Raw genomic sequence first — 12,871 nt, 5'->3', positions numbered from 1 at the left:
ACATGACTACGACTCATACACAGCCACAGAAACCGTCGCCGTCCTCTTCCGGCCGCCGCACGCTCGACCCGGTGACCTTCGAGGTTCTCAAGAACGCTTTTGCCACCTCGGTCAACCTCATGTCCGAGCAGATTCTGCGCACCTGCTACTCCTTCGTCATTTACTCGCGTGACTTCTCCTCCGCGCTGTGTGACGCCGAGGGCAACACCGTGATGCAGGGAAACCAGGACATCGCCGTACACGTCGGCACCCTGCACTTCCAGTGCCAAGCCGTGCTCAAGGAATTCGGCGATGACATCCACGAAGGTGACGTCTTCGCCATCAACGACCCCTACCAGGGCGGCACGCACATGAATGACGTGTCCTTCCTGCGCCCCATCTTCCACGAGGGCACCCTGCTGGCCTTCGCGCAGAACAAGGGCCACTGGGCCGATGCCGGAGGCTCCGTCCCGGGCTCCTTCGACGTCTCCGCGACCGACTACTACACCGAGGGCCTGCGCATCACCCCGGTGCGCGTGTGGTCCAAGGGCGTGTTCCTCAAGGACGTCGCCAAGCTCCTGGCTGGCAACACCCGCAGCCCCGAGATCGTCATGGGCGACCTCAAGGCCCAGGCCGAGGCCACCGCGGTCTGTGAGCGCGAAATCCACCGCCTCGTGGACAAGTACTCCTTCGACACCGTGCGCACCGCGCTGCGGGAGGTCCAGGACTACGTGGAAGACATCGTCACCTCCCGTGTGGCCGCGCTTGACGACGGCGAGTGGTCCACCATCGACTACATCGACCTCGACCCGGCCAAGGAAGAGGGCCTCGTTCCCATCAAGGTAACGATGCGCATCAAGGGCGGACGCCTCTCCTACTCGCTGGACGGTTCCGCGCCGGCGGTGGCCAGCTTCCTCAACGCGGGCTATGGCTCCGCGTTCTCCGGAATCGTCGCCGGTACCAAAACCTTCTTCCCCGACGTGCCACTAAACTCCGGACTCTACCGCGCTATGGACATCGACCTCGGCCCGGAGGGAACCGTGGTCAACGCCGGAATGCCGCACGCGGTGACCGGCTTCTGTTCCGGCCCCTTCGAGAAGATCATGAACGCGGTCTTCGAGCTGTGGTCCCAGCTCATGCAGGAGCGCGCCATGGCCTGCGCTTTCAACCTGGAGTACCTGCTCATCGGTGGTTGGGATACGCGTGACGCGAAGAAACCAGAGGACAAGGGCGAGTTCTTCATGTGGTACGACTGGATGGCTGGCGGCTGGGGCGGCCGCGTCGACCGCGACGGTTCCTCCGCCACCGCACCGGTCTTCGGCCCGGGCCTGGCGGTCCAGCCGGTCGAAGGCCAGGAGCGTCTCTCCCCTGTCATCACCAGCCACCACGCACTGGTGACTGACTCGGCGGGCCCCGGCAAGTTCCGCGGCGGTGTGGGTGTAACCAAGGGCGGTGTGCTCACGGATGCGAACAAGACCGTCATGAGCTACTGCTGTGACCGCTCGCGTTCCGTGACCTGGGGCATCGAGGGTGGTCTGCCCTCCATCCCGCAGGGCGTGTGGCTCAACCGCGGCACCCCGGATGAGCAGTACCTCGGCGCGCTGTTCTCCAACGTTCCGGTGGGCCCGGGCGATACCTTCGAGCGCCCCTCTGCCGGTGGCGGCGGCTTCGGCGATGCCCTGGAGCGCGACCCGGAGGCAGTGCTGGAGGACGTCATCGATGGCTACGTCTCCGTGGGCCGTGCCGCCAAGGACTACGGCGTTGTCATCCGCCCCGTTGACCCAGAGATCGACGAGTACGAGCTCGACGAGGAGGAAACCGCGAAGCTGCGTGAGGAGCTGCGCTCTACCCGCCTGGACAAGCTGGCGGAGTCCCCAGAGTCCGTGGCTGAGCGCTACAACGCCGGCGAGTTGGACCAGCTCGACCTGGTCCGCCACTACGGCGTCATCCTCGACTGGGCCACCGGTGAGCTCCTGCCCACCACCACCCAGCAGTACCGCGAGCAGATGGCCAAGCGTTCCTCTTCCCACTGGAAGTAGGTAGCGCCCCGGCTAGCCCCCTAAGCTAGGGGGCATGTCTCTCCTCGGCCCCGTACTCTCCCACCTCGCCAGCGGCACCCGCGTCCCCGACGAGCTGCGCGAGCAACTGGCGGCCGAGGAGCTTGGCGCGCTTCGGGCCGTTGAGGAAACCATGCGCGCCAACCACACGTGGCGGGTGATGTCGACGAAACTGCTCGACGTCTCCCAGATGCTCAACTCGGGCCGCGAATCCACCGACATCCTCCAGGCGATTGTGCGCCACGCACGCTCCACCATCGGCACGGAGGTGGGCTACCTCAGCCTCAACGATGAGGACACCGGCTTTACCAAGGTGCTGGCCACCAGCGGCGTGGTCACCGAGGAATTCCGCACCATCAACATGCCCATGGGCTCCGGAATCCTCGGCATCGTGGCCGCCACTAACCGCCCGGCGTGGACCTATGACCATTCTGTGGATCCCAACGTCACGCACGTGGATTACGTGGACCGTGCGGTAGAAGCCGAAGGAATCCGCGGGATCCTCGGCGCCCCGATCCGCATTTCTGGGCGCACCATCGGCGCGCTTCTCGTGGGGGATCGCCACCCGCGTCACTACACGCACGAGGAGATCGCCGCGCTCGAGGTGCTCGGCTCTATTACCTCCGTGGCGCTGGAGAATGCCCAAGTCATTGAGAGTCAGGGCGAATCCGTGGCCGAATTGACCCGCTCCCAAATTGCGCTCAGCCGCCACGTGGACGAATTGCAGTGGCTCAATGACGTCAACACGCAGTTGCTCCACGTGCTGATGAACAATCCCAGCTTCGAAGAGCTCGAACGCGTGCTGGCTAAGAGCCTCGATGCGCCGGTCACGCTGTGGACAGCGGAGGATGCCCCGGACACTCCCCCAACCAGCACGTTCCCCGTGGAGTTTAACGGGCGGGCGCTGGGCACGATTGGTGTGGACAAGGAGCTCAGCGACGCCGAACTGCGCGTCATCAGCCACGCTTCTGCGGCCTTTACCGCGATTGCGCTCTTTGCCGAAGCGCTTGTCGACGCCACCGCGCGCAAAGTCGACGACCTCGTCTACGCCGTAGCACTAGGCAACGCCGGGCGCGAGGAGATCGCCCGCCTGCGCCACCTGACGGGGATTAGCCTGAACTCTTCGGCACAGCTGTACTTCGTAGGCCTGCACTCAGCCAAGAACCTGCCCACCCGCCCCCAGCTGGAGCACCTCCTGCCAGGTAACGCCGCCATTACGCACCACGACCAACACGTGTGCGTGCTGTACCAACCGGATCGGGATATCGATAAGGCGCTGGCCCCACTGCTGTCTGAATTCCCTGAGTTGACGGTCTCTGCCATCGGCTTCGGCGGCCTGAGCGAAGCGCGCAGCGCCCACGATTCCGCCATGGCCTACCTGGATTCAGCACTCGCTTTGGGCTTGCGCGGCCAGCTCGTCACCGAGGACTCCCTAGGCACGGTGGGTCTCATCCTGGGTGCGGACCCGCAGGCGCTGAACGCACTGTCCACGCGCACCATCGGCCCGCTGGTGCGCTACGACGAGGAGCACTCCACGGAGCTGACCGCTACCGCGCACCACTACTTGCTCTCCGGGCACAGCATTCCGCAGACCGCCCGCTCCATGTTCATCCACCCCAACACAGTGCGCCAACGCCTCGATCGGATCGCTGAGCTCATGGGTGAGGAGTGGGCCGTGGGCCAGCGCGGGCTCGATGTCTTCGTAGCGCTGCGCGCCCACGCCCTCAGCGGGTAGAGAATTCCCCATCCACATAACGGCCCGGTGTAGTTTTTCCCATACCGTTCCGGCCCTCCTTAACGCCCGGTGGCGTACATTGCGATGCATTAACCCCATCTCATGTCTGGAGGTATCTATGTCTGACACGATTACCATTCGCGGCGCCGTTCTGGAGCGCTCCGGCGACGAGCGCCCCTACGCCGATTCTCAGCCCATCACCGTAAGCGAGCTCGAGCTCAGCGCTCCCGGCGAGGGCGAGATCCTGGTCAAGATCACCGCCGCTGGCCTCTGCCACTCCGACCTCTCCGTGGTCAACAACAACCGCCCACGTCCGCTGCCGATGCTGCTGGGCCACGAGTCCGCCGGCATCGTCGAAGAGATCGGCCCGGGTGTTACCAACGTCAAGGTCGGCGACCACGTGGTCATGACCTTCCTCCCGCGCTGCGGCGAGTGCGCCGGCTGCAAGACCGACGGCAAGATGCCCTGTGAGGTCGGCTCCAAGACCAACAACGAGGGCACCCTCATCCGCGGCACCCGCCACCTCACCCGCAACGGTGAGACGATCCAGCACCACCTCGGTGTCTCCGGCTTCGCCACCCACGCCGTGGTCTCCGAGCTCTCCGTCGTACCGGTGGGCTCCGATGTCCCGGCCGATATCGCCGCCATCCTCGGCTGCGCCATCCTCACTGGTGGCGGCGCCGTGCTCAACGAGATCGATCCAAAGCCGGAGGACAGCATCGCCGTCGTCGGCCTCGGTGGCGTGGGCATGGCCGCCATCATTACCGCCGCTGCGCTCGGCGTGAAGGAGATCGTGGGCATCGACATGCAGAAGGATAAGTGCGAGAAGGCCATCGAAATCGGTGCCACCTCCGCGATGACCCCTCAGGAAGCTGAGGAGTCCGGCAAGAAGTTCACCGCTGTCGTAGAGGCCGCCGGCCATCCGAAGGCACTGGAAACCGCCTACAAGGTCACCGCACCGGGCGGCCTGACCGTCACCGTCGGCCTGCCGGCACCGGGCTCCACCATCACCATCGACCCGCTGGTGATGACTGCCGAGGCACGCCGCGTCCACGGCTGCTACCTGGGCTCCTCCGTCCCGTCGAAGGACATCCCGAAGTACGAGCAGCTGTGGCGCGAGGGCAAGCTCAACGCTGAGGCCCTCATCTCCGACCACATCAAGCTCGAGGACATCAACACCGCCATGGACCGCCTGTCCGACGGTGTAGCACTGCGCCAGATCATCGAGTTCGACTAACCAAGGTTCGACTAAACCTCAAGCACTAAACCTCAACGAACCTCTCACCTTTCCTCACCAAGCCCCGCGCGCTTCACGCCCGCCGGGCTTGGTCCCTTTTCTTTGAAAGGAGGCCGTCATGGCCGAAACCACCGAAGCCACCGAACCCGAAGACCAGGGCATCGGTCAAGCTTCACCCCACTGGAAGATGGGCCCCTTCGATGTTCGCCTCCCCTTCGTGCATTACCGCATGGAGTGGCCGGACTTCGCTCAAGGCTTGTTCATGTGTGTGGTGGACTTGGGCGCTATCCCCCTGATGACCGAGGCCCTCGGCATGCCCTACGAAGCGGCGCTGGCCGTCGTTATGCTCAACGGCCTGCTCTACCTCACCCACCACCTCTTGGGTGACCCGGTTGTCCCAGGCTGGATTACCCCGGCGATTCCGTTGCTGACGGTCTACATCCAGACCTTCCCGGAGGGTGAGCAGCGTGTGTGGGCGCTCATCAGCTTCCAGCTCTTGCTGGGCATATTCTCATTAACGCTAGGCATAACGGGATGGGCATCGAAGGTCGTCCGCCTCATCCCCTCGGGCTTGCGCTCCGGCATCGTCCTTGGCGCCGGTATCGCCGCCATCATCTCGGTGTTCCAGGAAGGCGGGCGTTTCCACTCCTTCCCCATTACGATCACCATCGCGGTGGCTGTGGCCTTCTTCCTCATGTACTCCCGTGGCTTCCAAGCCCTACGACAGAAGGCCGCCGGTTGGCGCTTCCTGGCTTCGCTAGGCATCCTGCCTGCTATCTTCGTCGCGGTCTTCGTCGCACCACTAGCTGGCGAGGCTCCCTGGCCGGACGTGGAGTGGGGTTTCTCCAAACCAGATTTCATGACCCTGTGGTCTGAGTACACCGTCTTCGGGATCGGTCTTCCGCCGGCACACATGTTCCTCACCGCCATCCCCACGGTGCTGGCCGCCTACATCGTCGTCTTCGGTGACGTCTTGCAGGCCAACGCAGTGCTTAAGGAAGCCGATCACGTCCGCACGGACGAGGCCGTGGTGTACAGCCCGTCGCGCGCACACCTGCTCTTCGGTGGCCGCAACATGCTGATGTCCATCATCGGCCCAGACGTCGCTATGTGTGGCCCGCTGTGGGCGGCGATGCACGTGGTCATCGTCGAGCGCTACAAGCAGGGCAAGCGCGCCATGCGTACCATCTTTGGCGGCGCGGGCTCCTTCCGTTGGGGTACCAACGTGGGTCTCCTGCTGCTGCCGATTACTTCTTTCGTCGAGCCCATCCTGCCGGTGGGTCTGGCGCTGACTCTCATCATCCAGGGCTTCGTGTCGGTGCGCGTGGGCATCATGGAGTCCAAGAACCAGAAGGATCTTGGCATCGCAGGTGTCACCGCCGGCGTGCTGGCCACCCAGGGTGCCGCGTGGGGCTTCGCCGCCGGCATCATCATGGTGCTCGTTGTCTATGGCAAGGACATGTTCAAGGACGAGCGCGACGGCACCATCCGCAACTTCGATGAAATCGATCCGGAGGAGGGCTTCGCCGACGCCCAGGCCGACTTCACCGAGCTGGCCGAGCTCAACGATCTGGATGCTGACGGCCGCCCGATCGATCCGAACGCCCCGAAGCCGAAGGACACCAGAAGCTAGACACCCAGAAACTAAACAGCGCGACTCAGTGCCTGTGAACAGGCCTGAGTGCAAGACAGTGCGCGGGCCCCGAACACGGCGCCCGCACTGCTTAGCCTCTCCTCTTTAGATGGTCCCTTTACTCTGGTCTCTTAGCAGAGTGAAGGGACCATCTTTCTCTGGTTTTCAGCACACAGATGGTCCCTCATCCCAGATGAGGGACCAAAGTAGAGGGACCAAACGAATAAGACCATCTGCGCAGTGGAGCCCGTATGGCCTCACCGGTACGACGCCACGCGGTTAGCTAAACGCCTGCTCCCCCGTCAGCACCCGCCCCAGAATCAGCGTGTGGATCTCATCGGTGCCCTCGTAGGTGCGCACTGATTCCAGATTGGCGGCGTGGCGCAGCGGTGAGTAGTCCGCGGTGATACCGTTGCCGCCCAGGATGGTGCGGGCCTGGCGGCAAATGTCGATCGCAGTGCGGCAGTTGGCTAGCTTGCCCACCGAGATTTGGTGGGGCTCCAGCGTGCCCGCATCCTTGGCGCGGCCCAGGTTGAGCGCCAGCAGCTGCCCCTTGTTCAGCTCCACCGCCATATCCACCAGCTTCTGCTGGGTGAGCTGGAAGGACGCCAGCGAGCGGTCGAACTGCTTGCGCTCCTTCGCGTAGGCCAGCGCCGCCTCCAAAGAATCACGGGCCGCGCCCAAAGCGCCGAAGCTAATGCCGAAGCGAGCCTCGTTCAAACACATAAACGGCCCCTTGAGTCCCGGATGCTTGGGCAGCAGAGCGTCAGCGGGCAAAGTAACGCCTTCCAGTTCAATATCGCACTGAATGGACGCCCGCATGGACAGCTTGCGGGTAATCGGCGTCGCCCTAAACCCCGGCGTGGACGTCGGCACGATGAACCCGCGCACACCCGCCTCCGCCCCGGCAGCCGCCGCGTCCTCCTCAGAAACCTTGGCCCAGATGATGGCCACCCCGGCCACACTCGCCAGGCCAATCCAGCGCTTCGCACCGTCCAGCACCCATTCACCGGAGCAGTAGCGCGCCACCGTCACCATGCTTGCCGGGTCCGAACCGGCGGTCGGCTCTGTCAAGCCGAAGCAGCCAATGACCTCACCGGCTGCCATCTTGGGCAGCCACTCCTGTTTCTGTTCCTCCGAGCCGTGCTTATAAATCGCCGACATCGCCAGCGAGCCCTGTACTGACACCACCGTACGGATACCGGAGTCTCCTGCTTCCAGCTCCTGCATGGCCAGCCCGTATTCCACCGCGGAACGCCCGGCGCAGCCATAGCCTTCCAGATGCATCCCGAACAGGCCAGCCTCCGCCAGCACCGGGAAGATGGACTCCGGCAGCACCGCGTCCTCATACCACTGCCCCACGTGCAGGCGGATGTGCTCATCCACCAGTGCGGCGACGCGGTCACGGGTAGCTTTTTCTTCTTCGCTCAGCAGAGCATCGATCCCCAGAAGATCTGTCATGGCATTCTCCTCACGATTCGAGCAACGAACCACAATTCGTATGTATAGTAATACGCATCACTCTACCCGCTCGCCCCAGGAGGAACAATGCGCGCGCCCGCCAACGCCATCCCGATAACCCTTGCCTTGCGGTGGTCCGACCAGGACGCGAACGCCCACGTCAATAACGCCACGATGGTCACGCTTTTAGAGGAAGCGCGCGTCCGTGCGGCCGCCAAACTGAGCGGCCCAATTGCCACCAATTCCTATGCTCACGTGGTGCGATCCCTCGAAGTCCAGTATGACGCCGAGCTCACCTACACCGATTCCATCGAGGCGCGGGTGTGGATCTCGCGCATCGGAACCACCTCCTACCAGGTTTCCCACGAACTCATCCAGGACGGCGCCTCATGCGTGTTCGCGACGGCGACGCTGGTGCTTATCGACGTCTCCGCGCGCCGCCCCATCGCCCTGCCCGATGACCTCAGGGGCCGCCTGCAAGCCCATTTTTCCGAATAGCCATTCACCTTTTCATTCACCCTCCTCCCCCATAATTTCGCACCACCAAGGAGCACAACACTCATGATTTCCACCCGCGTTACCGAGATGCTCGGCATCACTCACCCCATCATCCAAGGCGGCATGCAATGGGTCGGCCGCGCCGAACTCGCCGCCGCGGTATCCAACGCCGGCGGCCTCGGCGTCGTTACCGCGCTTACGCAGCCCACCCCGGAAGACTTGCGCCACGAGATTCGCCGCACGCGCGAGCTGACCGATAAGCCCTTCGGCGTCAACCTCACCATGCTCCCGGCAATTACCCCACCGCCCTATGCGGAATACCGCGACGTCATCATTGAGGAAGGCGTGAAGATTGCAGAAACCGCTGGAAATAATCCCAAGGACCACATGCCGGCTTTCAAGGATGCCGGCATCACTGTCATCCACAAGTGCACCTCCGTGCGGCATGCGCTGAGCGCACAGAAGGTTGGCGTTGACATCGTGAGCATCGACGGCTTTGAGTGCGCCGGCCACCCCGGCGAAGATGACATTCCGGGACTCGTGCTCATTCCCGCCGCCGCGGACCAGCTGGACATCCCCATCGTGGCCTCAGGCGGCTTCGCGGATGGCCGCGGGCTAGCCGCCGCCCTGGCGCTAGGTGCCGAGGGCATCAACATGGGAACCCGCTTCGTGGCTTCCGCCGAGGCCCCGGTGCACGAGAACGTCAAACAAGCCATTGTGGAGCGCAGCGAGCTGGATACCCAGCTCATCCTTCGCGAGCTGCGCAATTCCACTCGCGTGGCCAAGAACGCTGTAAGCGATGAGGTGGCCGAGCGCCTCGCCCAAGGCGCTGAGTTTGGGGATATCCGCCACCTCGTTGCCGGCAAGCGCGGCCGTGCAGTCTACGAAACCGGTGATTTGGATGCAGGCGTGTGGACCTGCGGAACGTCGCAGGGTCTAATCCACGATGTGGCACCCTGTTCCGAAATCGTCTCCCGCATCTCCGCTGAGGCCGAGCGCATCATTTCCTCCCTCACCGAGCTTGTTAAGGACTAAGCCATGACCGATGCCATCCTCACCCGCCGCGAAGGCTCCGTCCTCGTCGCGCGCATCAATAACTCCGCGCGCCGCAACGCCATTGCCAAGAACCATTGCCTGGCTCTCTCTGCCGCGCTTGCCGACGCCTCCTCCGACCCCGTCATCCGCGCCCTCATCATCACCGGCGATGAGACCGCCTTCTGTGCCGGAGCGGATCTCGTCGCCGCCGCGCAAGAGGCAGCCGCCGCGCAAGCTGCGGGCGAGACTCCCAACCCGGCCGAGTCCACCATGCTTCCCCAGCTCAACGCACTGGTGACTGAGATTCAGGCCGCCGAAATTCCCGTCATCGCCGCAGTCGAAGGTGCGGCCGCTGGCGCGGGTGCTTCGCTGGCTTTTGCCTGCGATCTCATCGTGGCCGGCGAAGAGTCCTACTTCACGCTGCCCTTCGGCAAGATTGGACTTATCCCTGATGGCGGGGTGAGCCTCACTGCGCTGGCCTCCGTGGGGCGCCACCGCGCGCTCGCCTTGGCACTGCTACAAGACAAGCTCGGCGTTGCCGAGGCCGAGGCTGCAGGTCTCGTAGCCACACGCGCGCCCCAGGGCCACGCACTGGCCACTGCACTGGAGGTAGCACAGCGCCTGCACATCGCACCGCGCGATGCCCTGGCCAAAGCCAAAGCGGCCATCAACCGCACCGCCCTTGGCCAGCTCGATGAACAGCTCACCTGGGAAGAGCCGACGCAGTACACGCAGATGGCCTCAGCTGGCCACAAGGAGGGCGTCACGGCCTTTCTCGAGAAGCGCCCCGCGCGCTTTGATTAGCAAAAATCGACTAGCAGAAAACTGCCAGGCGGAGTTCATGGCGATGCCAGCACTGGCCGCCATACTCTGTGTTGTGCGTTTGAGAGAGCGCATGCGAGAGAGAGAACCCCTCATCCTCCGGAGGGCGGCCAGTGGCCGATAATCGGAGGAACTTGATAGAGACGCTGCTGGGCCCTTCCCCGAGGAATCGTGGGAGGGGCCCAGCGGTGTTTTTCACCTAGCCTGGTTCACATGGATTCTTCTTCTCCACTGGATCTCCACGCCTGCGCTAGCGCCCGCGCTGCCGAACTCCCCGGCGCTATGTTGACGCACCCTTTCGGCTCTGACTGGGACGTGTTCAAGGTACGCGGCAAGGTCTTCCTCCTTCTCACCGCGGCAACTGGCCGCCCGCAGGCCATCCTCAAAGCTGAGCCCCTGGACGCCGAAGCACTGCGCAGCGAGCACGCCTTCATCACACCCGGCTACCACATGAACAAGCGACACTGGGTTTCTGTTCACCCAGATCCCCGCCTCACCCCGCAGCTACTCAACGAACTTGTGACGGACTCCTACCGCCTTGTGGTGGAAAAGCTCCCCCGCTCACAACGCCCCATTAATCCGTCCGATTTTGGCTCTCCATAACCCCGATTATTAACCCCGGGGGCAACTCCCCGCACAGATTCCATTGCGTCTTGGTGGCGATAACCAGCGGAATTCAACCAGCACAGCAAACTCACAGCTCTCCTCTGCCTTTTAGGCGAGTCTAAGCTTCACATTGTCTGCCGATCAGTTGCATACTGTATGTCGTGCGTTGGAGAGAACGCACACAGAGAGAGATAGAGAGACTTCAGCGCCCTGTGGCCCTCAGTGTGAGCGGCCCGGGCGCTGAAGTTCTTATTACAGGAAACCACGCCGGTTTAACCCAAGACAAAAGCCCCTGCCTCAACGAGGCAGGGGCAAAAAGAACCTAGAAGCTACTTAGCCTTAGAAAGGCAGCTTGATGTTGAGGTTCAGGGCCTTCGCGATAGCCGGGAAGGCAGCAGCAACGGCAGCGAGAACGCCGGCAACGATGCCGAAGATAGCCAGCGGAGTCGGCTTGCCGTCCTTGGAGGACAGTACACCCTCAGCGGAGCTCTTCTTGTCGCCTGGTTCCGCGGTCTTGGAAGTAGACGGCTCTGCAGTCTTAGTCGTGGTGGCGGAGGTAGAGGACTTCTCGGAATTGTCAGCAGGCTTGGAGGACGAGGTCTCGCTCGAGCTCGTGGGAGATTCCTTCGGCTCGGAGGTCTTAGAGGTCTCGCTTCCCGCCGGGTCAGTGGCCTTGGTAGTGGTGGTCGTGTCCGACGCGGAAGCCTCGGCGCTCGTCGTCTCAGAGGTGGAGGTCTCGGACTCAGAACCCTTTTCCGCATCCTTTTGACGATCGACGATGGCCTTTGCTTCCAAGTAGGTCAGAGTCTTCTTGCCGTCTGCGGACTTGTAACCGCCCTTACCTTCTTCGGCGGTCGTGTCCTTGAAGTAGGTGACGCCATCAACCACAATGGTCGCCGGCAGCCCAATACCTTCGGTGCTGTCTGCTGCGTCCGGAATCTGGGCGATTGCAACGGTGGTGCCGCCGAGGAGGAGGGTACCGGACAGGGCTACTGCAGCAAGGGAACGGGAAATCTTCATGGATTCTCCTTAGGAGTCATACAAAATGTAGGGAGCCAAAGATTGACTGCACGTTAACAATAGTCACATTTGCGTCTCGTGTCACCAGTTTTTAAACTCACCCCCGCGGACGGGCAAAGAATACAGCCGCCTCTTGCATTCCGAACCCGATAAAAGTCCTTTTCATCTGCTATTTACCGCCGCTTCCGCTGGATGGATCAAACTCTTTCGACTAGCGGCATAAATTTCCTTTATATTACCCCCGCCTAACACCAATAAGGTGGCTAAAAGTGTGTTCTTGGAACTCGGTTGCAGATTCCCTCCCCGAACTTTTACGCTTGATTACGTGACAGATATTGATCCAATCGCTGAGACCATCGCGGAGTACCGCCGCTTCGAACGCGCCCGGGCTAGGTTCGACACAGAAGCGCGCCGCGAGTACGGAATCACCGGTTCCCATCTTTCGCTTCTGCGGCTCATCGATAAGAAGGGCCCCATCCCGATCCTTCAGCTGCGCAAGGAACTGGGCTGGCAACCCGCCACCATCGGGCAGGCCGTCAAGCGCTTAGTGCGTGATGATCTCATTGCGCTCAACGACGATCCGGAGGACCTGCGCCGCCGTTTGTGCGACATCACCGAAGAAGGCCGTCGCTTCCTGCTCCACGTCCCGCTTACCGGCCCAGTGCGCTTACGCACCTACGAGTTCAGCGAGGAAGAGCTCACCGCGATGAAGCGCGGATTCGAGGTTGCGCTACAGGCCTTTGGCTACGAGCCGTGGAGCGATAACGACTAGGATCTACAGCAACTAG

The 12,871-nt window shown here is 62.7% G+C and carries 10 protein-coding genes and 1 pseudogene; 9 read left to right on the top strand and 2 right to left on the bottom strand.

Going from position 1 to position 12,871, the window contains the following annotated elements:
* Positions 1-2: 2 nt before the first annotated feature.
* From HMPREF2806_RS11950 to HMPREF2806_RS11935, 4 genes are all read left to right on the top strand, one after another.
* The gene (locus HMPREF2806_RS11950) at positions 3-2,018 is read left to right on the top strand and encodes a hydantoinase B/oxoprolinase family protein (RefSeq protein ID WP_049156019.1); all 2,016 of its coding nucleotides are present in this window, start codon (positions 3-5) and stop codon (positions 2,016-2,018) included.
* Between the two features lie 34 nt (positions 2,019-2,052).
* On the top strand, positions 2,053-3,771 hold the full coding sequence (locus tag HMPREF2806_RS11945; RefSeq protein WP_070517818.1) for a helix-turn-helix domain-containing protein: 1,719 nt from the start codon (positions 2,053-2,055) through the stop codon (positions 3,769-3,771).
* A 118-nt stretch (positions 3,772-3,889) separates the two neighbouring features.
* The gene (locus HMPREF2806_RS11940) at positions 3,890-5,008 is read left to right on the top strand and encodes an alcohol dehydrogenase catalytic domain-containing protein (RefSeq protein ID WP_070517817.1); all 1,119 of its coding nucleotides are present in this window, start codon (positions 3,890-3,892) and stop codon (positions 5,006-5,008) included.
* Between the two features lie 118 nt (positions 5,009-5,126).
* Positions 5,127-6,641, top strand: coding sequence for a permease family protein (locus HMPREF2806_RS11935; RefSeq protein WP_070517816.1), 1,515 nt, complete (start codon positions 5,127-5,129; stop codon positions 6,639-6,641).
* 279 nt (positions 6,642-6,920) lie between these two features.
* On the opposite strand, the gene HMPREF2806_RS11930 is transcribed toward HMPREF2806_RS11935, so the two are convergent.
* A complete protein-coding gene (locus HMPREF2806_RS11930) occupies positions 6,921-8,102 on the bottom strand; it encodes an acyl-CoA dehydrogenase family protein (protein WP_070517815.1) in 1,182 nt (393 codons plus the stop codon).
* Positions 8,103-8,189: 87 nt separating this feature from the next.
* On the opposite strand from HMPREF2806_RS11930, the gene HMPREF2806_RS11925 reads away from it, so the two are divergent.
* From HMPREF2806_RS11925 to HMPREF2806_RS11910, 4 genes and pseudogenes are all read left to right on the top strand, one after another.
* Positions 8,190-8,600, top strand: a complete 411-nt coding sequence (locus HMPREF2806_RS11925) for an acyl-CoA thioesterase (RefSeq protein WP_070517814.1) — start codon at positions 8,190-8,192, stop codon at positions 8,598-8,600.
* Between the two features lie 18 nt (positions 8,601-8,618).
* Positions 8,619-9,635 (top strand): annotated as a pseudogene (locus HMPREF2806_RS11920) (NAD(P)H-dependent flavin oxidoreductase); the annotation flags it as partial.
* A 3-nt stretch (positions 9,636-9,638) separates the two neighbouring features.
* Positions 9,639-10,439, top strand: coding sequence for an enoyl-CoA hydratase-related protein (locus HMPREF2806_RS11915; protein ID WP_070517812.1), 801 nt, complete (start codon positions 9,639-9,641; stop codon positions 10,437-10,439).
* Between the two features lie 231 nt (positions 10,440-10,670).
* Positions 10,671-11,060 (top strand): MmcQ/YjbR family DNA-binding protein, encoded by a 390-nt coding sequence (locus HMPREF2806_RS11910; protein ID WP_070510834.1) that lies wholly within the window; start codon positions 10,671-10,673, stop codon positions 11,058-11,060.
* 342 nt (positions 11,061-11,402) lie between these two features.
* Here HMPREF2806_RS11910 and HMPREF2806_RS11905 read toward each other — a convergent pair whose 3' ends face one another.
* Entirely contained in the window at positions 11,403-12,083 is a 681-nt protein-coding gene (locus tag HMPREF2806_RS11905; protein WP_046647699.1) for a hypothetical protein, read from the bottom strand.
* Between the two features lie 325 nt (positions 12,084-12,408).
* On the opposite strand from HMPREF2806_RS11905, the gene HMPREF2806_RS11900 reads away from it, so the two are divergent.
* A complete protein-coding gene (locus HMPREF2806_RS11900; RefSeq protein ID WP_049156188.1) occupies positions 12,409-12,855 on the top strand; it encodes a MarR family winged helix-turn-helix transcriptional regulator in 447 nt (148 codons plus the stop codon).
* The last annotated feature ends 16 nt before the right edge of the window (positions 12,856-12,871 follow it).

The sequence above is a fragment of the Corynebacterium sp. HMSC076G08 genome (genome assembly GCF_001811515.1).
In the GTDB taxonomy this organism is placed as follows: domain Bacteria; phylum Actinomycetota; class Actinomycetes; order Mycobacteriales; family Mycobacteriaceae; genus Corynebacterium; species Corynebacterium hiratae.
This window is presented reverse-complemented; position numbering and strand designations above follow the sequence as displayed.

Excerpts from the sequence above, each read along its gene's own strand:
- HMPREF2806_RS11935 (WP_070517816.1), top strand. The coding sequence starts at position 5,127 with ATGGCCGAAACCACCGAAGCCACCGAACCCGAAGACCAGGGCATCGGT.
- HMPREF2806_RS11910 (WP_070510834.1), top strand. The coding sequence starts at position 10,671 with ATGGATTCTTCTTCTCCACTGGATCTCCACGCCTGCGCTAGCGCCCGC.
- HMPREF2806_RS11915 (WP_070517812.1), top strand. The coding sequence starts at position 9,639 with ATGACCGATGCCATCCTCACCCGCCGCGAAGGCTCCGTCCTCGTCGCG.
- HMPREF2806_RS11940 (WP_070517817.1), top strand. The coding sequence starts at position 3,890 with ATGTCTGACACGATTACCATTCGCGGCGCCGTTCTGGAGCGCTCCGGC.
- HMPREF2806_RS11950 (WP_049156019.1), top strand. The coding sequence starts at position 3 with ATGACTACGACTCATACACAGCCACAGAAACCGTCGCCGTCCTCTTCC.
- HMPREF2806_RS11925 (WP_070517814.1), top strand. The coding sequence starts at position 8,190 with ATGCGCGCGCCCGCCAACGCCATCCCGATAACCCTTGCCTTGCGGTGG.
- HMPREF2806_RS11930 (WP_070517815.1), bottom strand. The coding sequence starts at position 8,102 with ATGACAGATCTTCTGGGGATCGATGCTCTGCTGAGCGAAGAAGAAAAA.
- HMPREF2806_RS11905 (WP_046647699.1), bottom strand. The coding sequence starts at position 12,083 with ATGAAGATTTCCCGTTCCCTTGCTGCAGTAGCCCTGTCCGGTACCCTC.
- HMPREF2806_RS11945 (WP_070517818.1), top strand. The coding sequence starts at position 2,053 with ATGTCTCTCCTCGGCCCCGTACTCTCCCACCTCGCCAGCGGCACCCGC.